The sequence below is a fragment of the Pseudomonas eucalypticola genome (assembly GCF_013374995.1).
GTDB classification, from domain to species: Bacteria; Pseudomonadota; Gammaproteobacteria; order Pseudomonadales; family Pseudomonadaceae; genus Aquipseudomonas; species Aquipseudomonas eucalypticola.
Genome location: NZ_CP056030.1, coordinates 4459287 through 4482775, shown reverse-complemented (window position 1 = coordinate 4482775; position 23489 = coordinate 4459287). Strand labels below are relative to the sequence as shown.

Sequence of the window (23489 nt, the reverse complement as noted above, 5' to 3'; positions counted from 1 at the left end):
GCTGGAACCACCTAACACAAGCCTTTCAAGAAGGTGAAAGATGTTTTATGGCGCGCCTGAAATTCGTTTCACGGGGATTCATTAGCGTTGAAAGGGGGGGCGGCCCAAGCTTGGCACCGATCGAAAAACGACCTGCCGGTGCAGGCCAACTTCCCTGATACTCGAGGAATACCCATGAACGCGAAAACGCTGATGCTGGTGCCCATGATGGGCCTGGTTGCCTTGCTCTCCGCCTGCGCGGGCCCGATGCCCACGCCCAACCCGAACGATGCCTGGGTGGGCCTGAAGGAGGAAACCCAGGACGCGATGCTGGCCGAGCAGCTGGATGGCAAGAACCTGAAGGATGGCCGTTATTTCCAGGTCAAGCCCGGTGAGCACAAGCTGGAAGTACTGTTGTATGAAGAAAGCACCGCCCAGCAGGACGACCAGACCTGCCGCGCGACCATCGATTACAAGGGCTTCAAGCAGGGCAAGCATTACACGCTGGTGGAAAGCAGCCTGGGCGAAACCAACCTGCGCGCTGACCTGAAGAATGACCAGGGCAAGACGGTGGCTTCCACCGACAACTTTGATTGCATGTCGGGTTGAGGTTTTGGGGGGGCAAGGCTTGGGCTCTGCGGCGATCCTGAGCGCGCCGCAAAAGCCAAGCCTGGCCCCTGGCGGCCCTGACCCACCTCAATCCGTACGCACATGCACCGTCTCGCGCAAGCTATACCCAAACCCCCGCAGCGTCTGCAGCGCATTCGGCGCATCCAGGCGCGCCAGTTTGCGCCGCAGGTTGCAGATGTGCCGTTCGATCAGCGCGCTGCGCGAATCATGGGTGGCACCCCATAGCTGTTCTTCGATCAACTCACGACTGACCGCACCCGGGCGCTTGGCCAGGATAGCCAGCAGGCGCTGTTCGCTGACGGTCAGCGGCTGCTGATGAGGGCCGCGGCCCAGCAACAGGCGCGTGGTGGACAGCCACAGGCCCGCCTCGGCGTCCACCGATGGGCTCAGATGGTCGCGCACCAGGGCGTGCATCCGCGCCTGCAGTTCGATGAACACCACCGGTTTGGTCAGGCACAGCTCGGCACCGGCCCGCAGTGCGGCGACTCGCGCTGCGGCGTTGTCTTCACCCAGCAGCATCAGCACCCGCGATTTGCGCTTGCGCGCCAGGCAACGCTCCAGCAGGTCGGGCCGAGCCGCCTCCACGTCGAGCACGATAAAACCATAGTTGCTGTCGGCGAGGGCCCAGTCGGCTTCCTCGGGGCGAGCTTCGACCACGCGCTGGCCGCTGTCGGCGAAGCCGCGCAGCAGTTGTTCGTCTCGGGTGTCGGCAATATAGAGCAGATTCATGGTCATCACACTCGCGCTTTGCTTTGACGGCAATGCAGTGCCAGGCTGGCACCGCCCTGTTGGCTGTTGCCCACTTCAAGGGTGAAACCGTGCAGGTTGACGATGGCCGCGACAATCGACAGGCCCAGGCCGAAACCCGGCTGGGTGTTGTCGTCGTCGCAGCGGTAGAACCGCTGGAACACCGCCTGGCGCTCGTCCTTGGGAATGCCCGGGCCTGAGTCCTGGACTTCGATGCAGGTGCTGTCCAGTTCGTTATGGGCTCGCAGCACCACCACGCCGCCGGGCGGGGTGAACTTGATGGAGTTGCTCAACAGGTTGCCAATGGCCTCGAACAGCAGCGCGCGGTCACCATTGAGGCTGGGCAGCACCTCGGGCGCCTCCAGCTCCAGGCGCAACTCGCCTTCCTCGGCCAGGGGCAGGTAGAAATCGTGCAGTTCGTGCAGCAGGGGCAGCGGGTCGAACTCCACGAAGCCAGAGCGACGCTGATGGTCTTCCAGTTCGGAAATGCGCAACAGCCCCCGGAACCGCGCCATCAGCGTGTCGGTCTCGGCGATGACGCCGTCCAGTTGCAGGGCCTGGGCCGAATCCATGCCGGCCTGCTGCTGAATCCGGTACAGCTGGGCGCGCAAGCGCGTCAGGGGCGTGCGCAGGTCGTGGGCAATGTTGTCGCACACACCCTTGACCTCCATCATCAGCCGCTCGATACGGTCGAGCATGGCGTTGACGATGGCGGCCAGCATGTCCAGTTCATCCCGCCGGTTGGACAGGGGCAGGCGCCGGGTCAGGTCGCCGGCGACGATGGCGTCGGCGCTGTCCTGAATGGCGCGGATACGCCGTATGGGCCGCCTGCGCAGCAGGTGCCAGCCCGCCGCCCCGGGAATGATGGTCAGCGAGATACCCCACAGCAAGGCGTGAAGAATGATGCGGGTCACCGCGAACAGCGAACCGTTGTCGCGCACCAGCACCAGCCAGCGGCCATCCTGGGTGGCCATGGCCACGGCGTCGCAGCCCTGCTGGGGCAGTTTGGGGTCGTCGGAATCGATGCAGTCATCCAGTTCATAGATGTTGCCGTCCAGGGCGACGCCCTTGGGGATTTCCTTGATATCGCCCCCCAGCGGGCGCAACTGTGCATCGAACAGCCCATAGGCGTCGTAGGCGCGGTTGTCGAAGGTTTCGCTGGCCGACAGGGCGTCGTCCAGGGCCTGGCCGCTGAACCGCGAGAACAGGTGCTGGCGCTGCATCAATGAATGACGCGCCAGGCTGTTGAGGTAGTCCGACACTTCGTAATAGAGCACACCCATCAGGATGCAACTCCAGGCCACGAAGAGAAAACTGTAGAGGGCCAGCAGGCGACTGCTGGACGAGCGCCAGCCCTTAGAGGGGTTCGGCAATGACATAGCCCGAGCCCCGAACGGTCTTGATCAGCGCGGTAGCGCCCGGCGGGTCGATCTTCTTGCGCAGGCGGCCGATGTGCACGTCGATCAGGTTGGTGCCCGGGTCGAAGTGGTAGCCCCAGACTTCCTCGAAAATCATCATGCGGGTCAGTATCTGTCCGGCGTTGCGCATCAGGAATTCGAGCAGCTTGTACTCGGTGGGCAGCAGGTTCAGGGCCTGTTCGCCGCGGCGGGCTTCACGGGTGATCAGGTCCAGCTCCAGGTCGGCGACCTTGAGGGTGGTGTCCACGTCGGCCACGGTGCTCTTGCGGCGCAGCAGCACTTCGACGCGGGCGGCCATTTCATCGGAAGCGAAAGGCTTGGTCAGGTAATCGTCGCCACCGGCACGCAGGCCGCGCACACGCTCGTCCACGTCGGACAGGGCGCTGATCATCAGGATGGGTGTGGAAACGCCAATGGTGCGCAAGGTGGTGACAATGGCCAGGCCGTCCAGCTCCGGGAGCATGCGGTCCAGGGTGATGACGTCGTAGTTGCCGCTCACGGCCTTGACCAGGCCCTCGCGACCGTTATCGACCCAATCCACTTCAAGGCCGTGGCTGCTCAGCTCGGCCACGATTTCCTTGGCTGTCACGGCATCGTCTTCGATGGTCAAAACGCGTGTCATGGTGTTGTACCTGGGATTTCGGCTGTTGAAGGTACATTGTGCCGAGTTTTACCTGTCGCCTTGCTGAAGATTATTTCATCTATGGAGAGCAGGTCTAGAAGGCTCTAGATCAAGGATTTCAGCCGTTCACAGGTTTGTAGTGCCGGCGTATCCCATGTGTTACACGATATTTCTAAAGCTGGGCCCTGACCAGTCGATGACCCATGAACCTACTTCCATCAAAGGAGTTTCTGTCATGTCGACCATCAGCAACATCGCCTCTGGTTTGCAGATCACCAGCACCAGCACCACCAAATCCACGGCGGCTACCACTGCCAGCACCGACGATACCACCTCGACCTCGACCAGCGCCGATGGCACGTCCACCACGTCCAGCACCTCCAGCACCACGGCCAATGCGGCTGGCGGCGCCGCGGGCGCCGGTGGTGCCGGTGGGGGTAGCGGCAGTAGCGACAGCGATAGCAGCTCGTCGACGGCCTCCGATACCGTGACCGAACTGCAAAAACAGATCGCCGAACTGCAAAAGCAACTGCAAGCCGAGCAGCAGGCCGTGCAGCAGGCGCAATCCTTGAAGGATGAGGACGCCAAGGCCGCCGCCGTGGCGTCCGCCGAGGCTCAGGTGTCGTCCACCTCGGCCGAGATTTCTTCGCTGACCGCCGAGTTGTCCACGGCGCTGACGGAAGAAGGCAGCAGCACCACCGGTTCGACCATCAACACCACGGCGTAATGTTTTGGGGCCAGTCTTCGTTCGCGCTTGCAGATGGGCTAGGCTTAGCGCACAAGCAGAGTCAGGACCACGGAGTATCTCGATGCTGGCCCCAGCCAAACCCGTTAACGAAGCCGAGCGCGTCAGCACGCTGCGTTCGATGAATATTCTCGACACGGCCCCGGAAGAGCGTTTCGACCGCTTGACGCGCCTGGCGCGGCGCCTGTTTGATGTGCCTATCGCGCTGGTCAGCCTGGTGGATACCAACCGCCAATGGTTCAAGTCGTGCCAGGGCCTGTGCGTGCCGGAAACGTCCCGGGATATCTCGTTCTGCGGCCATGCCATCCTGGGTGACCAGGTGCTGATGATCCCGGATGCCACCAACGACGAGCGTTTCCATGACAACCCGCTGGTGACGGGCGACCCGCACATCCGTTTCTACGCCGGCTGCCCGCTGCGAGTGGGCAATGGCGTGAAGATCGGCACCTTGTGCCTGATTGACTCGCGCCCGCGCATCCTGGACGCCGAGGAACGTGACCTGTTGCGTGACCTGGCGAGCATGGCCGAGCAGGAAATAGAGGCGTTCCAACTGGCGACCATCGACGAATTGACCCAGGTCTCCAACCGTCGCGGCTTCGAGGCCCTGGCCGAGCACGCGCTGAGTATCTGCAAGCGCATGAATACCCCGGCTTCGCTGCTGTTCTTCGACCTCAACGGTTTCAAGCACATCAACGACACTTGGGGGCACGCCGAAGGCGACCGGGCATTGGTGGCGTTCGCCGAGACCCTGCGCGATGTACTTCGGGAGATGGACCTGGTAGGGCGCCTGGGCGGGGATGAGTTCGTGGCGCTGCTGATGGGCTCCAATGCCCAGGACGGTGACCTGATTGCCGGGCGCCTGAAAGAGGCGTTGGCGCGTCGCAATGCCGAGGCGCAGCGGGGCTACGACATTCGCTACAGCATTGGCCGCATCGAATATGACCCGGCCCAGCACGGTTCCATCAAGGTGCTGCTGGCCGAGGCGGACACGGCCATGTACCGGGACAAGCAGGCGGGCCGCCGGCACTGATCACGCCAGGGCGTGACCAGCGCCGCGCTGCCTCAGTCGACCTGGCGGCCGTGCTTGTCGGCCTTGTAGCGCAGGGCCACGGCGGGTGCCGCGGTGCTGCGGCCGGTCTCCACCCAGTTGCGCAGGCGCGTGGCGTCGGCGAAGTGGGTGTATTTGCCGAAGGCATCGAGGATCACCATGGCCACCGGGCGGTTGCCCATGGTGGTCAGCAGTACCAGGCAGTGCCCGGCTTCGTTGGTGAAGCCGGTCTTGGTCAGGCGGATGTCCCAGTTGTTCTTGTTGATCAGGTGGTCGGTGTTATGGAAACCCAGGCTGTAGTTGGGCTTCTTGAAGAACACGGTCTTCTCGGGGGTGGTGCTCAGCTCGCGCAGCATGGGGTAGTGTTGGGCGGCGATCAGCAGTTTGCTCAGGTCGCGGGCCGTGGACACGTTGCTGGTGGACAGGCCGGTGGGCTCCACGTAATGGGTGTGGCTCATGCCCAGGCTGCGGGCCTTGGCGTTCATGGCATTGATGAAGGCGTTGTAGCCGCCCGGGTAGTGGTGGGCGAGGGTGGCCGCGGCACGGTTTTCCGAAGACATGAGGGCAATCAGTATCATGTCGTGGCGGTTCAGCTCGCTGCCCAGCTTGACCCGCGAGAACACACCTTTCATTTCCTTGGTGTGGCTGATGTCGACATCGATCATCTCGTTCATGTCCTGCTTGGCGTCCAGCACGACCATGGCGGTCATCAGCTTGGAAACCGAGGCAATGGGCAGCACGGCGTCGGCACGGTTCTCGTAGATGACCTTGTTGGTCTGCAGGTCGATCAGCAGGGCGCTTCCCGAGGCCAGGTGAAGCTGTGAAGGGTCTCGCTGGGCGGGTGGGGGTGGGGCGGCGACAGCGTTCGACGTGACGGCAGCAGTACCTGTGAGGACAAGCAACAGGCTCAGGATCGAAAGGGAGGTTTTCACGTGTAGCGCTCGCTAAAAAGTAGATATGCCGTTTACAACGGGTTGTTCTTGAAAAAGCGTTGTAGTTTATGAGTATGGCTCAGGCACTGTCGATTGGCTGGCGGGCTTAAACCCCTGTAATAAAAAAATAAAAGTAATCTTTCATCTTCGCGGGCCGTCCAACGCCGGTCCAACGGTTTTTTTCCCTTCATCACGTTTGAAAACGGCTTGGGAGTCGCGCAATGTTCAAGGGTTTCATGAGCAAGGATTACAGCGCTCTGCTGCTGTGGGGTAGCGTTATCGCCGTGGTCCTGCTGGTGTGTGCGTTCATTCAGAAGCCGCTGGATGCCCTGGCATGGGTGCAGGCGGTAGCGGTGGTCATTGCCCTGATGCTGGCGGTGTTCGTGCCCGCCATTCAGCGCAAGCAGGAAGGCCTGGCGCACCACAAGCGCTGGCGCGAAGAGCAGGTGGGCCTTGCGCGGCGCCTGCAGTACCTGGTGCTGGAGTTCCAGGAGTTGCTGAACCAGACCGGCCTGGGGCTGGCGCACTGGCGCGCCACCGACCGCCATCGCATGCAGGCGGTGTTGCAGGATTACCTGCATCGGTTGTTCGAGTCGCACAAGCAGGACAACAATGACGACCGTATCGTCATCGCCCACGAGTTGCGCCAAGTGGTGAATGCGTTGATCGACGAACTGGAAAGCGGGCGGTCCGACCGCGCTGTGTTGCAGGGGCTGGAAAAGCGCCTGCAGAAGCTGGCCCAGCGGGGCCAGGCCAACGTGCTCATGGCCGAACGCGGCTGAACCCCGCGATGTGTAGCAGCGGACCTGGCCGCGTCGCGGTGCATGCGGTGTGCCGAATGCTGCGCGGTGCCTGGGACGCGGCCAGGTCCGCTGCTACCGGGCGGGCATGGCGTGAATAAAAAGCCCCGCGACAGTGGCGGGGCAAAGGGTGTGCGAGAGCAACGCACCTTACGGAATTCAGGGCTCAGTGCTTCACAGGTGCACTGGCCGTTTGCAGCAATGTATCGAACAGTGCCTGGGCCTGGTCGCGCGACATCAATGGGCCGCTGACCGGCTCGCCATCGCGAACCACATACCAGCAGGCCAGCAACCCCAGGTCGCGCAGGTTGGCGGGCACTGCACTGCCGATGACGGACATGATGCTGACGGTATTCATGGTGGGCTCCTGCGAAACGTGAGCCCAGCATACGGTGGCTCAGCCGCGGGTAAAAATCACCGCTCTCAATAGCCATCATTGACGCAACGCATCAGCTCACCGCAGCCGCGAACGGCTGCCGGTGAGCCGCGGCGCTTACCAGCCTGGACGGCCGTAGTACCCATGAGGCGGGCCGTAGTAGCGTGGCGGCGGTGGCGGCGCGTAGACGGGCTGCGCATACACCACTGGCTGCGGCGCGTAGTACACCGGTGGCGGCGGGGCTACATACACGGGCGGTGGTGGCGCGGCATAGACCGGCTGTTGTACCACGACCTCGCGCGGGGCCAGGGCAGAGGTCACCACGGCACCGACCACGGCGCCACCTAATACGGCACCCAACACACCTGGACCACCACCGCCATGGGCGGACGCCTGGCCTGCCACGGCGAGAGCGCCGACCAGCAAGGCAATCTTGGGAAGCTGACGAATCATGACTTGTTCCTCATATTACGATTCCAGTACCCGGGGCCGGTTAGGTGGCCCAAGGACTGTCGCACTACTATGACAGCGGTTTTGTAAGAATCTGCGACGGGGTTTGGTAAATTTTGTGTAAGGTCATGAACCACAGTGTCCTTACAACTCAGTTACATACCAGTGATGGAGCCTTGCAATGCCCTTGATTCCCACTCGCGACACCGTCCTCTGCATGTCCCTGGCCGGGCGCCCGGGCAGTTTCGGCGTGCGTTTTCATAACCATCTGTATGAACAGCTGGGTCTCGATTATTACTACAAGGCATTCAGCACCCATGATCTGCCGGCAGCGGTTGCGGGTATCCGCGCCCTGGGTATCCGAGGCTGCGGGGTGTCGATGCCGTTCAAGGAGGCTTGCATCGCCCTGGTCGATGAGATGGATGCGTCGGCGGCAGCCATCCAGTCGATCAATACCGTGGTGAATGATAACGGCCATTTGAAGGCTTACAACACAGATTATCTGGCCATTCGTCAATTGATCGACCAGCACAGCCTGGCGCCGGACACGTCGTTCGCCCTGCTCGGCAGTGGCGGCATGGCGAAGGCGGTGGCTTCGGCGTTTCGCGACGCCGGCTTCAGCCACGGCACCCTGATCGCCCGCAACCCCGACAGCGGCCCGGCGTTGGCGCGGCACCTGGGTTACGAGTGGCGCGCGCACTTGGGGGATGCACGCCCGCGAATGCTGGTCAATGTCACGCCTATCGGCATGAGCGGCGGGCCGGAAGCGGATCAGTTGGCGTTTGCTGAAGCGGCCGTGCAGGCCGCCGACATCGTTTTCGACGTGGTGGCGCTGCCTGCCCTGACGCCTCTGGTCGTGCTGGGGCAGTCGCTAGGCAAGCAGGTCATCACCGGCCTTGAAGTCATTGCCTTGCAGGCGCTGGAGCAGTTCGTGCTGTACACCGGCGTGCGGCCCACCGCCGAGCAGGTGCGCCTGGCCACCGAGTACGCGCGAAGCTGATCACTCCAGGCGTGACAGCCGCTCCTCGAGGGCGGCGATGCGCGCCTCCAGTTCGTCGATGCGCTCGGCAGATACCGCACTGCCAGCGCCACGTTCTGCCGCACCGGTGCCGCGGGCGGCGAGGATGGCTTCCATGTCGGCCGGGTCACCCAGCGCGTGGCAATAGCGGTCTTCGCGCTGCCCGGCCTGGCGTGGCAGGTGCAGGGCAAAGCCGCGGGCGATCAGGCGTTCGAGCTGGTGGCGCACCTGCTCGGTGTCATCGAAGTCGTGCATGCGCCCGCTGCGAGTCAGCAGTTCGTTGAGTGTCTGCGGTCCGCGCAGGAACATCAGGCCCATCAGGACCAGTTGCGCCGGCACCAGCTCCAGGGCCTTGTCCAGGCGGTGTTCCCAGCGGTCGGCGCGGCTGCCCATCACCAGTCGCGTCATTTCCAGCGCTTCGAGGTCCCGCAGGCTTTGCCCGGCCTGGCCCTGGGTGAGGTTCATCACCGGCTCGCGGCTGGTTTTCTGGTTACAGGCCAGCACCAGGGCGTTGAGGGTCAGCGGGTAGGTTTCCGGGTTGGTGGCCTGCTTTTCGATCAGCGCGCCCAGAACGCGCACGTCAGTGGCGCTGAGGCGCGGGGCCTGCTGGGGGGTATCGTGTTCGGCGGACATGGTGCGCTCCGTGGGCAAGGGCGGATAAATGCCACCAGTATGCAATAAAACACCGGACGCCGCGCCGGGGCGGGGCTATCATTGGCGGCTCACTGCCCTTACCTCGATCAGGATCTCACCATGAGCATTTCCCTGTACGCTGCCTCCGTCCCTGTGTTCAAGCAATTGCTGACTGCCCTGGGCGATGTGCTCAAGAAGGCCGAAGGCCACGCTGCCGCGAAGCATATCGAGCCAACCGTGTTGCTGCAGTCGCGCCTGTACCCGGACATGTTCCCGCTGGTCAAGCAAGTACAGATCGCCGTGGACTTCGCCAAGGGTGTGTCGGCGCGCCTGGCCGGTGTCGAGGTACCTGCCTACCCGGACGCTGAAGCCTCCTTCGCCGATCTTCAGGCCCTGCTGGCCAAAGTCCTGGCCTTTATCGACGGCCTGGCTGCGGCGCAGATCGACGGCCAGGAGAGCCGTGAAATCGTGTTGCGCGCCGGCACCCCGAAGGAGAAGAAACTGAACGGCCAGACCTACCTGCTGCACTACGGCCTGCCGCAATTCTTCTTCCACGTCACCACCGCCTACGACATCCTGCGCCACAACGGCGTGGAAGTGGGCAAGCGCGATTACATGGGTGCCTATTGATCCATGCCGTTGGGTAACGCATCGGTCTGGCTGCTGATGCGCCCGCGACTGGCAACCCCTGCTTAAGTGAACAGCTCCCGGCGCGCGCCTTCGGTGATGGCGACGATGCCCGGGTGGCTGACCCTGCGCTCTACCGAGATGGCATAGAACGATTCACGCACCATTTCGGTCTGGCCAATCAGGCACACCCCCTGTTGCGCCTGTACCTCTTCGGCGATGGCGCTGGGGCCGATGAACAGGCCACTGCCCGATTGGCCGAAGGCCTGCATCAGTGCGCTGTCGTCGAATTCCCCGACGATGCGTGGCTGAATCAGTTGCTCGGCGAACCAGCGCAGCAGGCGGCTGCGCACCATGGTCTCCTGCCCGGGAATCAACAACGGGGCGCCGTCCAGGCTGTTCGGGAAGCCAGGGCCGTAGCGCTCGGCCAAGGCTTGGGTCGCGAAAAAGCTGATGCCGCATTCACCCAGCTTGTGGCTGTAGCCCTTGATGTCCAGGTGCGCGGGCATGGGGCTGTCGGAAATCACCAGGTCCAGCCGCTGCACCGCCAAGTCCGCCAGCAGGCGTTCGAGCTTGTCTTCACGGCAGGTAATGTGCACGGGCTCGGCCAACTGCATGCTCGGCGCGATCAGCCGGTAGACGATGGACTTGGGCACCACGTCGGCCACGCCCACTCGCAACGCCAGGGCTTGCTGACCCGGTTGGGCGCGCAGCACGTTGTGCAGCTCATCGCCCAGCTGAAACATCTGCTCGGCATAGGGCAAGGCCTGGCGCCCGGTTTCGGTCAGTTCCAGCTGCCGTCCCACGCGCTGGAACAAGGCCACGCCGAAGGTCTGTTCGAGCAGGGTGATCTGGCCGCTGACGGTCTGCGGCGTCAGGTTCAGCTGCTCGGCGGCGCGGGTGACGCTGCCGGTCCTGGCGACCACCCAGAAGTAATGTAATTGACGATAATTGAGCATGACGGCAGCCGATTCGTTAAAGCCGAAGTATAACGGGTAAAAATACGAATTTTTTCGCAGTGTTATTTTTCCTACACTGATGCTCATCTTCTCGGCATCATGAGCGGCTCCCCTATGGATTATCTGTTGCAACTCGTTTCAAGCCCTACCGCCTGGATCGCCCTGGCCACCTTGGTCGTCATGGAAATCGTACTGGGCATCGACAACCTGATCTTCATTTCCATTCTCACCAACAAGCTACCCAAGCAATTCCAGGCGCGCGCCCGGCGCGTGGGCATTGGCATGGCGCTGGTGTTGCGCCTGGGCTTGCTCAGTACCGTGGCCTATATCGTGCAGCTCACCGAACCGGTGGTGGAGCTGTTCGGCCAGGCCTTCTCGTGGAAGGACATGATCCTGATCGCCGGCGGCTTGTTCCTGGTATGGAAAGCGACGAAAGAGATTCACCACAGCGTCGACCCGCGGGAACAGCAGGAGGCCAGTGTCGGGGGTAAGGTAGCGGCGAGTTTTGCTGGCGCCATCTGTCAGATCCTGATGCTGGACCTGGTGTTCTCCATCGACAGTATCGTGACCGCGGTGGGCATGACTGAGCACTTGCCGATCATGGTCATCGCCGTCATCTGTGCCGTCATGGTGATGTTGCTGGCCGCCGAGCCGCTGGCCAAGTTCATCAACGATAACCCCACGATAGTGATGCTGGCGTTGGGCTTCCTGATCATGATTGGCATGACGCTGATTGCCGAAGGCTTCGGTGCCCATGTGCCCAAGGGGTATGTGTACACCGCGATGGCGTTCTCGGCGCTGGTGGAAGGGTTGAACATGTTGTCGCGCCGGGCTCGGCGCAAGCGCGAGGGGCTGTAGGTCAGGCCGAAGGCGAGGAGGCGGGGCGGTTGTCGGGCTTGTCCAGCGGCTGGCGCTGGGCAGCCGATGGCGCCGGGTGGTGATGACGGCGGGCGATGCGCATCACGCCCCACAGCATGGCGGCGGCCACCAATAGCCAGGCGCCTATCATCATGACGATGGCCATGGTCAGGCTCATGTGTGCCTCCTCAGGCAATCAACGGTCTCTACAGGTGACAGTCTAGCCGGTGGCGTGTTTCAGGCTATTGACCGAAGGTCGCAACGCTTGGGCTATTTGGCTCTATGGGCTGTAGGAAACTACCGGCAAAGGCTATACCCGGTCGCAGCTGGGGCCTATGATCAGGGCCCTGGCCGCCTTGGGGGCGGCGTTTGAACCCGAGTGAGGCTATTTTGCAGGGACTTGCCCGTTTCCAGACCCCTTTGCTCAACCTGTTCGCCCCGGTGCTGATGGTGCTGGCCATTGCCGGCTGCGCGGGCCACCCGCCGCCGGCGCCACCGATCCAGGGGCTGCCGGACCGGGTCGAGCTCAACAGTGTGCCGTTCTTTCGCGGGGACACCGAACAGGGCGCTTCCATGGCCCTGGCCAGTGCGCTGTCGCAACAGGGTGTAATCATCACCCCAGGTCTGCTGGACGCGTCTTTGCACCTGCCTGGCGGCGAGGACCGCTTGCAGGCATCCCTGGCCGCCACTGCCCAAGCGTACGGCATGGTCGTTTACCCGCTGCAGGACGATCTGCCCGCGCTGTTCGCCCAGGTGGCCGCCGGCTATCCGGTGCTGCTGCGTTATACGGAAGGCTCGATCTGGACGAGTCCGCGCTATGCGTTGCTGGTGGGTTACGACCGCTATAAGCAGCATGTGCTGCTGCGCTCGGGCAATGAACGGCGCAAGCTGATGGATTTCGCCCATTTCAACTCGGCCTGGAAAGACGCCGGGCACTGGGCCGTACTGGTGCAGAAGCCGGGCCAACTGCCGGCCAATGTCGACCGGCAGCGCTGGCTGAAGGCCGCCAACGACCTGGCCCAAGCCGGCCAGGAGCAGGCGGCGGCACAAGCCACGCGGGCATTGAACACCCGCTAAGGCGAAACGGCACCCTAGGGTGCCGTTTTGCTTGGGGGCGTGTTCTCAGAAGCCCAGGCGGTCGCGCAGGCTGTAGTACCAGGCGCCCAGCGCGGTCAGTGGCGTGCGCAGCAACTGGCCGCCGGGGAACGGGTAGTGCGGCAGCTCGGCGAAAGCGTCGAAGCGCTCGGCCTGGCCGCGCAGGGCTTCGGCCAGCACTTTGCCGGCCAGGTGGGTGTAGGTCACGCCGTGGCCGCTGCAACCCTGGGAGTAGTAGATGTTGTCGCCCAGTCGGCCGACCTGGGGCAGGCGCGACAAAGTCAGCAGGAAGTTGCCGGTCCAGGCGTAGTCGATCTTCACGTCCTTGAGTTGCGGGAAGGCCTTGAGCATCTTGGGACGGATGATGGCCTCGATGTTGGCCGGATCCCGGGCGCCATACACCACGCCGCCGCCGAAGATCAGGCGCTTGTCGGCGGACAGGCGATAGTAGTCCAGCAGGTAGTTGCAGTCCTCCACGCAGTAGTCCTGTGGCAGCAGGGTCTTGGCCAGTTCGTCGCTCAGGGGTTCGGTGGTGATCACCTGGGTGCCGCAGGGCATCGATTTGGCGGCCAGTTCTGGCACCAGGTTGCCCAGGTAGGCGTTGCCCGCGACAATCACGAACTTGGCGCGGACCCGACCATGGGGCGTATGCACCACGGGGTTGGCGCCGCGTTCGATGCGCACGGCCGGTGACTGTTCATACAAGGTGCCCCCCAGCGACTCCACCGCCGCGGCCTCGCCCAGGGCCAGGTTCAGCGGGTGAATATGGCCGCCGCTCATGTCGAGCATGCCGCCCACGTATTGGTCGCATGCCACCACGTCGCGAATGCGGCGCTGGTCCATCAACTCCAGTTGGGTGTGGCCGTAGCGTTCCCACAGGCGCTTCTGGCTCTCCAGATGGCCCATTTGCTTGCTGGTAAGGGCGGCGAACACACCGCCATCCTTCAGGTCGCACTGAATGTTGTACTTGGCCACCCGCTCACGGATGATGCGCCCGCCCTCGAAGGCCATCTTGCCCAGCAGTTGCGCCTGCTTGGGGCCGACGGTGCGTTCGATGACGTCGATGTCGCGGCTGTAGCTGTTGACGATCTGGCCGCCGTTGCGCCCTGACGCGCCAAACCCGACCCTGGCGGCTTCGAGCACGGTGACCTTGAAGCCGTTCTCTAAAAGAAACAGTGCGCTGGACAGTCCGGTGTAACCAGCGCCGATGATGCACACGTCAGTTTGCACTTCTTCTTGCAAGGATGGGCGTGAAGGCGCGGCATTGGCTGATGCGGCGTAGTAGGACTGTGGGTAGGGGGTGTTCGCCATTGCTGCAACCTCTGTTTTATATTTTTGACGTGTTGGCAAATCGTACCTGAGTTGAAAACGGTATTCCAGCGCTAACTTGAAACGCTGATCTTTAGAAAAAATTCGGCTATTTCAGTGGGTTAGCTGAAAAAGCGATTGACACGCCGGTGCAAATCCGTAGAATGCCGCCTCACAGCAGGCACGTAGCTCAGTTGGTTAGAGCACCACCTTGACATGGTGGGGGTCGTTGGTTCGAGTCCAATCGTGCCTACCAAACAAAATCCGCTCTGCTGGGCGGTGTAGAAAAGGCGACCTTCAGGGGTCGCCTTTTTTGTTTGCCTGAAGAAAACCCGGCGGGGCAAATCCGGGCCGCAGGTGGTAGAGTCCGCCCCTGACCAAACATGAGGGAACACTATGCGTAAGCTGTTGAGTGCCGTGCTGCTGGTTTCGCTGGGCGGCTGCATGTCGGCAAACATGGACGAGGTGCGCAGTCAGGGTGCCTACCGCACCTTTACCTCGCAAAAGCCGGCCAAGGACGTTGCCCAGTGCATCGAATACTCCTGGCAGGACGAAGTGCTGTCTGGCGCCGCGGCCGACTCCCACACCGAGCCCGGCAAGGACGGTGGCCTGACCGTCATGGTCGACTCGAAGAATTTTGCCGACGTACGCCAGGCCGGTGCCGGCAGCTCGGTGGCCTACTTTGCCGAACAGGGCGTGCCGTTGTCGAACCGCCGGTTGGCGGCGCTCAGCACCTGCTTGTAGAGCGCGCGAACTGAGGAGGCCTTTGTAGGAGCGTTCTGATTTGCCAGGAGAGCATTCTCACCACCAGGCGAGCTGCACACACTGACTGCAATGACGCCCGGTGGGGTGTTGCTCAAGTCATATATATTGCAAGGGGGGGCTCCATGATTGGCAAGAAGCCTGCAACGGCATTTTTCTCTCCTACGCCTCGGCAGTAGGCATCGGCGCGCTGGCGGGCAGGTGCTTGAGGCTGGAAGGCCGGGCCTAGACACCTTGTGAACGGACGTTGCAGGGGGCTATAGTCAGGCCGGGTCTGGCAGGGAACGCCGCGGCAAATCCTGTGGTGCTGCTAGAATGAAGGGTGCAGTCCCCTCGTGGAGGTCTCATCGTGCGCACGCTTTCTTTGATGATGGTTGCCCTGGCAGTGGCCGGTTGTGGCGACAGCGCCGTACAGAATGCCCACAAGGCCGTGGCCTACCAGTTGCAAGACCCAGGGTCGGCGCAGTTTCGCGCGGACCGCGAGCTGGGCGATGGCAGTGTCTGTGGTGAGGTCAACGGCAAGAACAGTGATGGCGCCTATTCAGGCTTCGGCCATTACCTGGCGCGCAAAGGCGCAGAGGGTTTTCAGGTGACCCTGGATCCCCAGGCGAGGAACCCCGAGGCTGCCACCGCTTGTGGTTATCCCTTGGCGGCTGTCCAGGCGCCGGCACCCGCGCCAGCGCCACTCCCCGTGGCCGAGGCCAGCAAAGGGGTGGGCGAGATTGTCGGGGTGAAGTGGTCGGTGCAATTGGTGTCGACCAGTGCCGGTTCGGCACGCCTGGTCAGCCAGAAACTCAAGGGCTACGGCTACGCGGCCTACGTGACCCACGAAGACGCCGTCAGCCGCGTCTACGTCGGCCCCTTTGACTCCCGTTCGCAAGCCACCCGAAAGCTGGACCAGCTTCGCCGTGAGCACAAGATGCGCGGCGTGATTGTCCGCTATCGCGGGGTGGGCGACCTGCCGGCAGCATCGGTCGCGCACGGTTAATCGACGCCGTTGACGCCGTCGTCGATGATGATTTCCGGCTCGTCGGCGAGCGCTTCTTCGGTATCCAGATTCGCCTCGCCCTCGTCGGAGTCGTTGAGCGGGGCTTCGTCACCGTGGTCGAAATCGCTATCGGGGTTCATGGGGCTGTGCTCCGTGGTGTTCGTTGCTCCATTTGAACGGCCAACGGGCGTGAGGGTTCCCGCTTTCAGGGTTCGATTTCATTGAAGCTGCAGTATTCCTCCCAGCTCATGCCCAGGGTCTCGGCAACTTCCTGATGCACTTCCAGGCGCATGGCCCTAAGCTCCTCCGGTGAGGTGGCGATCAGTTCCAGGGTCAGCTCCCAGGGCTCGATACCCTGCTCTTCGGCCTGGTCATCGAAGGCCCATTGAATCTGCTGTTCTTGTTCCTTGGCGCTCAAGTCTTTGATTTCGTCGAGCAACTGCGGCTGGCTGGCGGCAAATTTGTCCAGGGCGAGCTGGCTGCGGGTTTCTTTGGGAATCATGGTGGTCTCTGATCAGGCGGTGAAAAGCCAGGCCATTATCGACCAGAGGCGCGGTGGCGGGAAGTGCGCGCGGCCGCTACCTGCACGGCGAACAGTGGTAAAATCGGCGGATCATTTTCGGGAGGTCGGCGCGTGCGCAAATTGATGGCTGTGGGTGCGGTATTGATGTTGGCAGGCTGTGGCAGTGCGGTCGAGGAATCGGCGAAAGCGGTGTTGTTGCATCTGGACAACCCCAAGACCGCGCGTTTCACCAACGTGCGCACCACGCCAAAGGGTGATGTCTGTGGCCAGGTGCGGCAGAAGGATGCCTCGGGCAAGTTCGAGGGCTACCGTAACTACGCCGCCATCAAGACCGAAGACGGCTTTACCGCGGTCATCGACGAAGACGGCAACAATCCCAAGGTCCGCCAGGTGTGTGGTGAAGGCCAGGAAGTGGCCCAGGCGGCCGACGCCCCGGCTGCGGTCGAGTCGGCCAATGGCTGGGAAGTGCAGATCGTCGCGGGGGCCAACATGGGGGCGCTCAGTGACATGACCTCGCGCCTGATCGAGAACGGCTTCATTGCCAGCGTCGCCGACCGCGACGGCAAGCAGACGGTCTACCTGGGCCCCTTCAAGACCCGGGACGAGGCTGAGCAGAAGCGCACGCAATTGCTCGCCGCCCAGGGCATCAAGTCAGTGGTGGCACCGCACCAGGCCAACTGACTGGCATCGCCGGACGCGGTTCGCCTACACTCGGGCTCCACTGCACAAGGAGTAGCAGCCCATGACTGGCCATGCCGACGAGATCCGCATCGAACCCGCGACCGCTTTGCACGCCCAAGGGCTGGCCGAGCTTTATGGCCACCCGGCCGTTACGCGCCAGGTGTTGCAGATGCCCTGGGCGAGCGTGGAGGTGTGGAGCAAGCGCCTGGCGACGGGCGCCGACAGCGAGCGACGGGTAGCGTTGGTGGCTACGGACAAGGGTCAGGTCGTGGGCCACTGTTCGCTCTGGCAGAGCGAGCGCGTGCGCTTGGCCCACAGCGGTTCCCTGGGCATGGGCGTGGCGCCACGATGGCAGGGCAAGGGCGTGGGAACGCGGCTGATGAGTGCCGTACTGGAAGTGGCGGACAACTGGATGGGGCTGCGCCGGGTGGAGCTGACGGTGTATACCGACAATGAGCCTGCCCTGGCCCTGTACGGCAAGTTCGGTTTCGAAGTAGAGGGTGAGCTGCGCGATTACGCCCTGCGCGACGGCCGGCTGACCAATGTCTTCAGCATGGCGCGCCTGCGCAGTTCACACCCCTGACCCTTAGCGACGTGCCCGTTCGTGGCGCACGCAGCCTTCGAGGTAGGTCTTGCCCACCGCGGCCGGTCGCATGCGCGAGCGGCTGTGGTAGGTCTGTTCGGTAATGCCCATGGCCATGCTGCGCATCCATGGCTGACTGAAGCGCTGGTGCGCCAGCTTGCGCCGAGCACTGTACAGCGTCACGCCCGACAGTTTTTCCTGCTGGGCATGGCGAGCCACGTCGGCGCCCCATTTGCACATGTGCACTTCGTGACGGTTCAGATTCCGCGCCATCGCCGAGTTGGCGGTGGCGGCCAACAGCAGGGTTGCCAGGGTCAAGGCTAAACGTCGCATAGGTCCTCTCATTTCACGGGTTGAATTTCAGCCTGTTACGCTGGTCCAGCAGGCGCTGGTAGCTTTCAGGCGTCGTGTCAGCGGCAGTTACCTGCGATGTGGTAATGCGCCGCCAGCGCTGCTGCCTCGCTGTCGAATTCAACCCGGTTCTTCGCGGCAATGGTGTTGTAGGACGGGCAATCCGGGCGGTGGTACGTCTGGGAGTTGCGGTTACCACGCACCGGGCCGGTGGCAGCGGTGCTGCTGTCGGCGCTGGCGACCTGCGGCTTGCTGGCCGGTGCTGTGCTGGCGAACGGCGTCGCCTTGCCGCTGGCTTTTCCGCCCATGACGGCATCGAGGAAAATCGGTGCGTGGTCGGAAACGCTGGACCGGCCTTTGGCGTTGCTCATCTTCAGGTAGCTGGGGTAATCGAACACCTGCACGGTCTTGACCTTGATGGTGCTCTCGTTGGCCACGAAGATGTTGTCGTAGAGGTTGGAGAACTGGCCATCGGTCGTGGACAGGGTGCTGGCGCCTTGCAGCATCAGCGGCCGCGCGCTGGTGCGCAGGCCGGCCCAGGCAGTGGATGTGGGTGGGGTGTTGAAGTCGCCCATCAGCATGATGTTGGTGTTGCCGTCATACACACTCTTGAGCCAGTCCCAGTAATCCCCCAGCACGGCGATTTCCTTCGTGCGGTCGGCAACGGTCTTGCCGTAGTGAATGTGCACGGTGGCGGCGACGAAGGCGGTGTTGTCTTTCAGGTTGCGGAAGCGCGCCGAGTAGGGTTCGCGCTCGAAGTGGTCGCCCTTGTCCAGGTAGGTCACGGCGCCGTCTTCATAGGCCACGGCATCGTCGCGCCAGACGAAGCCATACATCTCCTTGTAGGAGCTGCGCCCGGTGGCGTGGGAAGCCATCGCCGACCATTTGCTGCCGGTGGCCTGCTCCAGGGCTTTTTGCAAGGCGGTCAGGCCGTCCTCGTTCATCAGTTCCTGCACGGCGAGAAAGTCGACGTTCTGCGCCACCTTCGCGATGCTGGCGAAATCCTTGCCGGGGCGCACGCTGAGGTGCTCCAGGTTCCAGGTGCCAATGCGGACATCGGCAAACGCCTGGCCGCAGACGAGCATCAGCGCCAGCAGCGCCGTGGTGAGTGTTCTGAACATGCATGCTTCCAATCAAATAGCGAGGGGAAGGCGCGTGCCTGTGTGGCGCGCGCCGTTAAGCGGTGTAGCGGGCGGGGCTCAGTCTTCCTTGGGCACGACCCAGAAGATCTGCACGCCGCCATCGTCGCGCCAGGCGAGGGTGACGTTGTCGTTTTCGCCGATCTCCTCCAGCAACTGCGCCCAGTCCTCGGGTGATTCGTGCTCCAGCTTGAAGATCAGCGCCGACTTGGCTTTCTGGGCCGTGGGCGAGTTGATGATCTTGGAAATGCGCAGGCCGAGCTGCTGGTAACTGTCGAGCGGGGAAGGGGAAGTGGTAGCCACGAAGCATTCCTTGTTTTTGCTGTATGCGCATACAGTATTTTACTGTAGGCATTTTCGCAACTGGTCGGCTGAAGAAGAGCGCTTGTGACAGTGAAAAAGGGGATTTGCTGCGTGGGAGGAAAGTATTTTTTTCGCGGGCCTTGGCGGTGGGCGCTTGAGTGTTGCCCCTTCTTGACATCGGCTGGCGCCCGATCTGGGGAGTGCTGCAAACCAGAGTTCCTGTTGACAAATAACCCTAGCCGTCCTCATAGTTCGATAACGCAAACGTTTGCGCTGAATTATCCTGCTTTAACCTTTCAGCCCGACGCTGCGCACCTCAGCTTGCACAAAAATAATCATAAGCTCGGAGTGACCCCATGAAATTGCCAGTCGCTGGACGTTTTCTCGCTGCATCCCTGTTGGCCGCCGCCTGTGCGGTCGCGCCCCTGTCTCAAGCCGTTGCCGACACCGCCAAGCCAAAAGTGGCGCTGGTGATGAAGTCGCTCGCCAACGAATTCTTCCTCACCATGGAAGACGGCGCCAAGGACTACCAGAAAAGCCATCCAGCCGATTTTGACCTGATTTCCAACGGAATCAAGGACGAATCCGACACCGCCAACCAGATTCGCATCGTCGAGCAGATGATCGTCTCCAAGGTCGACGCCCTGGTCATCGCCCCGGCCGACTCCAAGGCGCTGGTGCCGGTGATCAAGAAGGCCATGGACGCCGGCATCACGGTGATCAACATCGACAACCAGCTCGACCCCGCCGTGCTCAAGAGCAAGGACATCAGCGTGCCGTTCGTGGGCCCCGACAACCGCAAAGGCGCGCGCCTGGTGGGTGAATACCTGGCCAAACAGCTCAAGGCCGGCGACCAGGTGGGCATCATCGAAGGGGTGCCTACCACCACCAATGCCCAACAACGCACTGCGGGCTTCAAGGATGCGATGGACGCCGCGGGCATGAAGATCGTTTCCACCCAGTCGGGCAACTGGGAAATCGACAAGGGCAACGCCGTGGCCTCGGCGATGCTCAACGAATATCCCGATCTGAAGGCGTTGCTGGCGGGCAACGACAGCATGGCCCTGGGCGCCGTATCGGCCGTTCGCGCGGCGGGCAAGGCGGGCAAGGTGCAAGTGGTGGGCTACGACAACATCAATGCCATCAAGCCAATGCTCAAGGACGGTCGCGTGCTGGCCACCGCTGACCAGTTCGCCGCCAAGCAGGCGGTCTTCGGTATTCAGGCGGCCTTGAAGATGCTCAAGCACGAACCGGTCGATGGCGCCGCCAATGGCGTGATCGAAACACCGGTAGAGCTGGTCACCAAGCCCTGAGCCTTCCTTGCATTGCCGCGCCTGCCCGTCCTGGGTGGGCGCCTGGAGAATCGCTATGTCAGCTGCTGCCCCGAACGTCGTACTCTCGGTCAGTGGTATCGGTAAGACCTACGCTCAGCCGGTGCTGTCGGGCATCGACCTGAGCCTGGTGCGCGGCGAGGTGCTGGCCCTGACCGGGGAAAACGGCGCCGGCAAAAGCACCTTGTCCAAGATCATCGGCGGCCTGGAAACCGCCACCGTGGGTGAAATGCACTACCAGGGCCAGGCGTACCGCCCGGTCAGCCGCGCCGCCGCCGAAGCGCTGGGCGTGCGCATGGTCATGCAGGAACTCAACCTGTTGCCGACCCTGTCGGTGGCGGAAAACCTGTTTCTCGACAACCTGCCCAGCCGTGCCGGCTGGATCGACCGCAAGCGCCTGCGCGAAGCGGCCGTGCATGCCATGGCGCAGGTAGGCCTGGAAGCCATCGACCCGGATACCCTGGTGGGTGAGCTGGGTATCGGCCATCAGCAGATGGTGGAAATCGCCCGCAACCTGATCGGCGACTGCCATGTGCTGATTCTGGATGAACCCACGGCCATGCTCACCTCGCGCGAGGTGGAAATGCTCTTCGAGCAGATTGCCCGCCTGCAGGCCCGTGGCGTGGCCATTGTCTATATCTCCCATCGCCTGGAAGAGCTCGCACGAGTAGCCCAGCGCATCGCCGTGCTGCGTGATGGCCAGATGGTGTGCGTGGATGACATGCGTCGCTACGACAGCGAACAACTGGTCAACCTGATGGTGGGCCGTGAGTTGGGCGAGCACATCGACCTGGGCGCCCGGCACATCGGCGACCCCGTGCTGGCGGTGAAAAACCTCAGCCGCGCTGGCAGGGTCCATGACGTGTCGTTCGAGGTGCGCAAGGGCGAGATTTTCGGTATCTCCGGACTGATCGGCGCCGGCCGTACCGAACTGCTGCGCCTGATCTTCGGGGCCGACGCCGCCGACAGTGGCCATGTGGAAGTGGGCGTGCCCTTGCGCAAGGCCGCCATTCGTTCGCCCGCCGATGCCGTGGCCCATGGCATCGCCCTGATCACCGAGGACCGCAAGGGCGAAGGCCTGCTGCTGTCGCAGTCCATCAGCGCCAATATCGCCCTGGGCAACATGCCGGCCATTTCGGCGGCCGGTGTGGTGCACGGTGGCGCCGAGCGCCAGCTGGCGCAACGGCAGATCCAGGCCATGCACATTCGCAGTTCCAGCCCGGACCAGTTGGTGTCGCAATTGTCTGGCGGCAACCAGCAAAAAGTGGTGATTGGCCGCTGGCTGGAGCGTGACTGCTCGGTGCTGCTGTTTGACGAGCCTACCCGTGGTATCGATGTGGGTGCCAAGTTCGACATCTACGCCTTGCTGGGGGAATTGACGCGCCAGGGCAAAGCCCTGGTGGTGGTGTCCAGTGACCTGCGCGAGCTGATGCTGATTTGCGACCGTATCGGGGTGCTGTCGGCGGGCCGCCTGATCGACACGTTCGAGCGTGACCACTGGACCCAGGACCAACTGCTGGCTGCCGCCTTTGCCGGTTATCAAAAACGAGATGCGCTGGTCAGTGATACAGCGCCCAGGAACCTTGCATGAAGACCTCCGTATTACCTGATGCGAAACCCGCGGCCAGGCGCAGTGGCACTTATTTCGGGCTGGGCACCTACCTGGGCCTGGCCGGTGCTTTGGTGGCGATGATCGTGCTGTTCTCGCTGCTCAGCGATCACTTCCTGTCCTATAACACGTTCAGCACCCTGGCCAACCAGATACCTGACCTGATGGTGCTGGCGGTGGGCATGACCTTTGTGCTGATCATTGGCGGCATTGACCTGTCGGTAGGGTCGGTGCTGGCGCTAGCGGCCTCGGCGGTCAGCGTGGCGATCCTCGGCTGGGGCTGGAGCGTACTGCCGGCGGCGCTGCTGGGCATGGGCTGCGCGGCCCTGGCCGGCACGGTCACCGGTTCCATTACCGTGGCCTGGCGTATTCCATCGTTCATCGTCTCCCTGGGTGTACTGGAAATGGCCCGGGGCGTGGCGTACCAGATGACCGATTCGCGCACCGCCTACATCGGCGATGCCTTTGCCTGGCTGTCCGACCCTATTGCGGTTGGCATTTCGCCGTCTTTCATCATTGCCCTGGTGGTCATCATCGTCGCCCAGGCGGTGCTGACCCGCACGGTGTTCGGCCGCTACCTGATCGGCATCGGCACCAATGAAGAGGCGGTGCGCCTGGCCGGCATCAATCCCAGACCCTACAAGATTCTGGTGTTCTCGCTGATGGGGCTGCTGGCTGGGTTGGCGGCGCTGTTCCAGATTTCCCGCCTGGAGGCCGCCGACCCGAACGCTGGTTCTGGCCTGGAGCTGCAGGTGATCGCCGCGGTAGTGATCGGCGGCACCAGCCTGATGGGGGGGCGAGGGTCGGTGATCAGTACCTTCTTCGGTGTGCTGATCATTTCGGTGCTGGCCGCGGGGCTGGCGCAAATCGGTGCTACCGAGCCGACCAAGCGGATCATTACCGGTGCCGTGATCGTGGTCGCCGTGGTGCTCGACACCTATCGCAGCCATCGCGCTCGCAAGCGGAGCTGAGCC

Annotated in this window: 30 protein-coding genes and 1 tRNA gene; 16 read left to right on the top strand and 15 right to left on the bottom strand. The window is 62.8% G+C overall.

What is annotated here, in order from left to right:
* Window positions 1–174: 174 nt before the first annotated feature.
* Window positions 175–588, top strand: coding sequence for a PA0061/PA0062 family lipoprotein (locus tag HWQ56_RS19875; protein WP_158157513.1), 414 nt, complete (start codon window positions 175–177; stop codon window positions 586–588).
* An 87-nt stretch (window positions 589–675) separates the two neighbouring features.
* Here HWQ56_RS19875 and HWQ56_RS19870 read toward each other — a convergent pair whose 3' ends face one another.
* From HWQ56_RS19870 to HWQ56_RS19860, 3 genes are read right to left on the bottom strand one after another with little or no spacing between them, the layout of a single operon-like run.
* Window positions 676–1338 (bottom strand): winged helix-turn-helix domain-containing protein, encoded by a 663-nt coding sequence (locus HWQ56_RS19870; protein WP_176571583.1) that lies wholly within the window; start codon window positions 1336–1338, stop codon window positions 676–678.
* A 5-nt stretch (window positions 1339–1343) separates the two neighbouring features.
* Window positions 1344–2735: a sensor histidine kinase gene (locus tag HWQ56_RS19865; protein WP_158157509.1), complete on the bottom strand. Its 1392-nt coding sequence runs from the start codon at window positions 2733–2735 to the stop codon at window positions 1344–1346.
* Complete coding sequence (locus HWQ56_RS19860; RefSeq protein WP_158157507.1) at window positions 2713–3396, bottom strand: response regulator transcription factor; 684 nt, start codon at window positions 3394–3396, stop codon at window positions 2713–2715. Before HWQ56_RS19860 ends, HWQ56_RS19865 begins: the two co-directional genes overlap by 23 nt.
* Window positions 3397–3631: 235 nt before the next feature.
* Here HWQ56_RS19860 and HWQ56_RS19855 point away from each other — a divergent pair, with 235 nt between their 5' ends.
* Window positions 3632–4123 carry a hypothetical protein gene (locus tag HWQ56_RS19855; protein WP_176571582.1) on the top strand — a complete coding sequence of 164 codons (492 nt, stop codon included), beginning with the start codon at window positions 3632–3634 and terminating at the stop codon, window positions 4121–4123.
* 82 nt (window positions 4124–4205) lie between these two features.
* Window positions 4206–5171, top strand: coding sequence for a sensor domain-containing diguanylate cyclase (locus HWQ56_RS19850; RefSeq protein ID WP_158157504.1), 966 nt, complete (start codon window positions 4206–4208; stop codon window positions 5169–5171).
* A gap of 32 nt (window positions 5172–5203) precedes the next feature.
* Here HWQ56_RS19850 and pbpG read toward each other — a convergent pair whose 3' ends face one another.
* On the bottom strand, window positions 5204–6121 hold the full coding sequence (gene pbpG / locus HWQ56_RS19845; RefSeq protein WP_176571581.1) for a D-alanyl-D-alanine endopeptidase: 918 nt from the start codon (window positions 6119–6121) through the stop codon (window positions 5204–5206).
* 221 nt (window positions 6122–6342) lie between these two features.
* On the opposite strand from pbpG, the gene HWQ56_RS19840 reads away from it, so the two are divergent.
* A complete protein-coding gene (locus tag HWQ56_RS19840) occupies window positions 6343–6903 on the top strand; it encodes a hypothetical protein (protein ID WP_158159065.1) in 561 nt (186 codons plus the stop codon).
* Between the two features lie 184 nt (window positions 6904–7087).
* On the opposite strand, the gene HWQ56_RS19835 is transcribed toward HWQ56_RS19840, so the two are convergent.
* Together HWQ56_RS19835 and HWQ56_RS19830 are read right to left on the bottom strand one after the other, a co-directional pair.
* Window positions 7088–7279: a hypothetical protein gene (locus HWQ56_RS19835; protein WP_158159066.1), complete on the bottom strand. Its 192-nt coding sequence runs from the start codon at window positions 7277–7279 to the stop codon at window positions 7088–7090.
* Between the two features lie 135 nt (window positions 7280–7414).
* Complete coding sequence (locus tag HWQ56_RS19830; protein ID WP_158159068.1) at window positions 7415–7750, bottom strand: hypothetical protein; 336 nt, start codon at window positions 7748–7750, stop codon at window positions 7415–7417.
* 178 nt (window positions 7751–7928) lie between these two features.
* Between HWQ56_RS19830 and HWQ56_RS19825 the strand changes: the two genes are divergently transcribed.
* Window positions 7929–8747, top strand: coding sequence for a shikimate 5-dehydrogenase (locus tag HWQ56_RS19825; RefSeq protein ID WP_176571580.1), 819 nt, complete (start codon window positions 7929–7931; stop codon window positions 8745–8747).
* Here the strand turns inward: HWQ56_RS19825 and HWQ56_RS19820 are convergent, their stop codons facing one another.
* Window positions 8748–9398 carry a YceH family protein gene (locus HWQ56_RS19820; protein WP_158159078.1) on the bottom strand — a complete coding sequence of 217 codons (651 nt, stop codon included), beginning with the start codon at window positions 9396–9398 and terminating at the stop codon, window positions 8748–8750. It lies immediately after the preceding gene.
* Between the two features lie 120 nt (window positions 9399–9518).
* Here HWQ56_RS19820 and HWQ56_RS19815 point away from each other — a divergent pair, with 120 nt between their 5' ends.
* Window positions 9519–10028, top strand: coding sequence for a DUF1993 domain-containing protein (locus tag HWQ56_RS19815; protein ID WP_176571579.1), 510 nt, complete (start codon window positions 9519–9521; stop codon window positions 10026–10028).
* Window positions 10029–10090: 62 nt separating this feature from the next.
* Here the strand turns inward: HWQ56_RS19815 and nhaR are convergent, their stop codons facing one another.
* Window positions 10091–10984 (bottom strand): transcriptional activator NhaR, encoded by an 894-nt coding sequence (gene nhaR, locus HWQ56_RS19810; RefSeq protein ID WP_176571578.1) that lies wholly within the window; start codon window positions 10982–10984, stop codon window positions 10091–10093.
* A 114-nt stretch (window positions 10985–11098) separates the two neighbouring features.
* Here nhaR and HWQ56_RS19805 point away from each other — a divergent pair, with 114 nt between their 5' ends.
* A complete protein-coding gene (locus HWQ56_RS19805; protein ID WP_158159084.1) occupies window positions 11099–11842 on the top strand; it encodes a TerC family protein in 744 nt (247 codons plus the stop codon).
* A gap of 1 nt (window position 11843) precedes the next feature.
* Here the strand turns inward: HWQ56_RS19805 and HWQ56_RS19800 are convergent, their stop codons facing one another.
* Window positions 11844–12020, bottom strand: coding sequence for a hypothetical protein (locus tag HWQ56_RS19800; protein ID WP_176571577.1), 177 nt, complete (start codon window positions 12018–12020; stop codon window positions 11844–11846).
* A 269-nt stretch (window positions 12021–12289) separates the two neighbouring features.
* Here HWQ56_RS19800 and HWQ56_RS19795 point away from each other — a divergent pair, with 269 nt between their 5' ends.
* On the top strand, window positions 12290–12919 hold the full coding sequence (locus HWQ56_RS19795; protein WP_158159087.1) for a peptidase C39 family protein: 630 nt from the start codon (window positions 12290–12292) through the stop codon (window positions 12917–12919).
* Window positions 12920–12964: 45 nt separating this feature from the next.
* Here the strand turns inward: HWQ56_RS19795 and HWQ56_RS19790 are convergent, their stop codons facing one another.
* Window positions 12965–14248 carry an NAD(P)/FAD-dependent oxidoreductase gene (locus HWQ56_RS19790; protein WP_158159086.1) on the bottom strand — a complete coding sequence of 428 codons (1284 nt, stop codon included), beginning with the start codon at window positions 14246–14248 and terminating at the stop codon, window positions 12965–12967.
* Window positions 14249–14424: 176 nt separating this feature from the next.
* Here HWQ56_RS19790 and HWQ56_RS19785 point away from each other — a divergent pair.
* The 3 genes from HWQ56_RS19785 (at window position 14425) to HWQ56_RS19775 (ending at window position 15995) form a co-directional block, all read left to right on the top strand.
* Window positions 14425–14501: transfer RNA gene (locus HWQ56_RS19785), tRNA-Val, on the top strand.
* Window positions 14502–14641: 140 nt separating this feature from the next.
* Entirely contained in the window at window positions 14642–14989 is a 348-nt protein-coding gene (locus HWQ56_RS19780) for a hypothetical protein (protein WP_158155826.1), read from the top strand.
* A gap of 367 nt (window positions 14990–15356) precedes the next feature.
* Window positions 15357–15995, top strand: a complete 639-nt coding sequence (locus HWQ56_RS19775; protein WP_176571576.1) for an SPOR domain-containing protein — start codon at window positions 15357–15359, stop codon at window positions 15993–15995.
* Here the strand turns inward: HWQ56_RS19775 and HWQ56_RS19770 are convergent.
* Window positions 15992–16135, bottom strand: coding sequence for a hypothetical protein (locus tag HWQ56_RS19770; protein ID WP_158155822.1), 144 nt, complete (start codon window positions 16133–16135; stop codon window positions 15992–15994). The genes HWQ56_RS19775 and HWQ56_RS19770 overlap by 4 nt on opposite strands.
* Window positions 16136–16200: 65 nt before the next feature.
* Complete coding sequence (locus tag HWQ56_RS19765; protein WP_158155820.1) at window positions 16201–16497, bottom strand: DUF6388 family protein; 297 nt, start codon at window positions 16495–16497, stop codon at window positions 16201–16203.
* 132 nt (window positions 16498–16629) lie between these two features.
* Between HWQ56_RS19765 and HWQ56_RS19760 the strand changes: the two genes are divergently transcribed.
* Window positions 16630–17199 carry an SPOR domain-containing protein gene (locus tag HWQ56_RS19760; protein ID WP_158155818.1) on the top strand — a complete coding sequence of 190 codons (570 nt, stop codon included), beginning with the start codon at window positions 16630–16632 and terminating at the stop codon, window positions 17197–17199.
* 61 nt (window positions 17200–17260) lie between these two features.
* Window positions 17261–17782: a GNAT family N-acetyltransferase gene (locus tag HWQ56_RS19755; protein ID WP_176571575.1), complete on the top strand. Its 522-nt coding sequence runs from the start codon at window positions 17261–17263 to the stop codon at window positions 17780–17782.
* A 3-nt stretch (window positions 17783–17785) separates the two neighbouring features.
* Here the strand turns inward: HWQ56_RS19755 and HWQ56_RS19750 are convergent, their stop codons facing one another.
* The 3 genes from HWQ56_RS19750 to HWQ56_RS19740 all read right to left on the bottom strand — a co-directional run bounded on the left by HWQ56_RS19750 (window position 17786) and on the right by HWQ56_RS19740 (window position 19575).
* On the bottom strand, window positions 17786–18115 hold the full coding sequence (locus tag HWQ56_RS19750; protein WP_158155814.1) for a hypothetical protein: 330 nt from the start codon (window positions 18113–18115) through the stop codon (window positions 17786–17788).
* Window positions 18116–18192: 77 nt separating this feature from the next.
* Window positions 18193–19254, bottom strand: a complete 1062-nt coding sequence (locus HWQ56_RS19745; protein ID WP_245217787.1) for an endonuclease/exonuclease/phosphatase family protein — start codon at window positions 19252–19254, stop codon at window positions 18193–18195.
* 78 nt (window positions 19255–19332) lie between these two features.
* Window positions 19333–19575 carry a DUF1654 domain-containing protein gene (locus HWQ56_RS19740; protein ID WP_158155810.1) on the bottom strand — a complete coding sequence of 81 codons (243 nt, stop codon included), beginning with the start codon at window positions 19573–19575 and terminating at the stop codon, window positions 19333–19335.
* Between the two features lie 356 nt (window positions 19576–19931).
* On the opposite strand from HWQ56_RS19740, the gene HWQ56_RS19735 reads away from it, so the two are divergent.
* From HWQ56_RS19735 to HWQ56_RS19725, 3 genes are read left to right on the top strand one after another with little or no spacing between them, the layout of a single operon-like run.
* On the top strand, window positions 19932–20888 hold the full coding sequence (locus HWQ56_RS19735; protein ID WP_176571574.1) for a sugar ABC transporter substrate-binding protein: 957 nt from the start codon (window positions 19932–19934) through the stop codon (window positions 20886–20888).
* A gap of 55 nt (window positions 20889–20943) precedes the next feature.
* Window positions 20944–22497, top strand: a complete 1554-nt coding sequence (locus tag HWQ56_RS19730) for a sugar ABC transporter ATP-binding protein (RefSeq protein ID WP_176571573.1) — start codon at window positions 20944–20946, stop codon at window positions 22495–22497.
* Window positions 22494–23486, top strand: coding sequence for an ABC transporter permease (locus HWQ56_RS19725; protein WP_176571572.1), 993 nt, complete (start codon window positions 22494–22496; stop codon window positions 23484–23486). The genes HWQ56_RS19730 and HWQ56_RS19725 overlap by 4 nt, the downstream gene beginning before the upstream one ends.
* The last annotated feature ends 3 nt before the right edge of the window (window positions 23487–23489 follow it).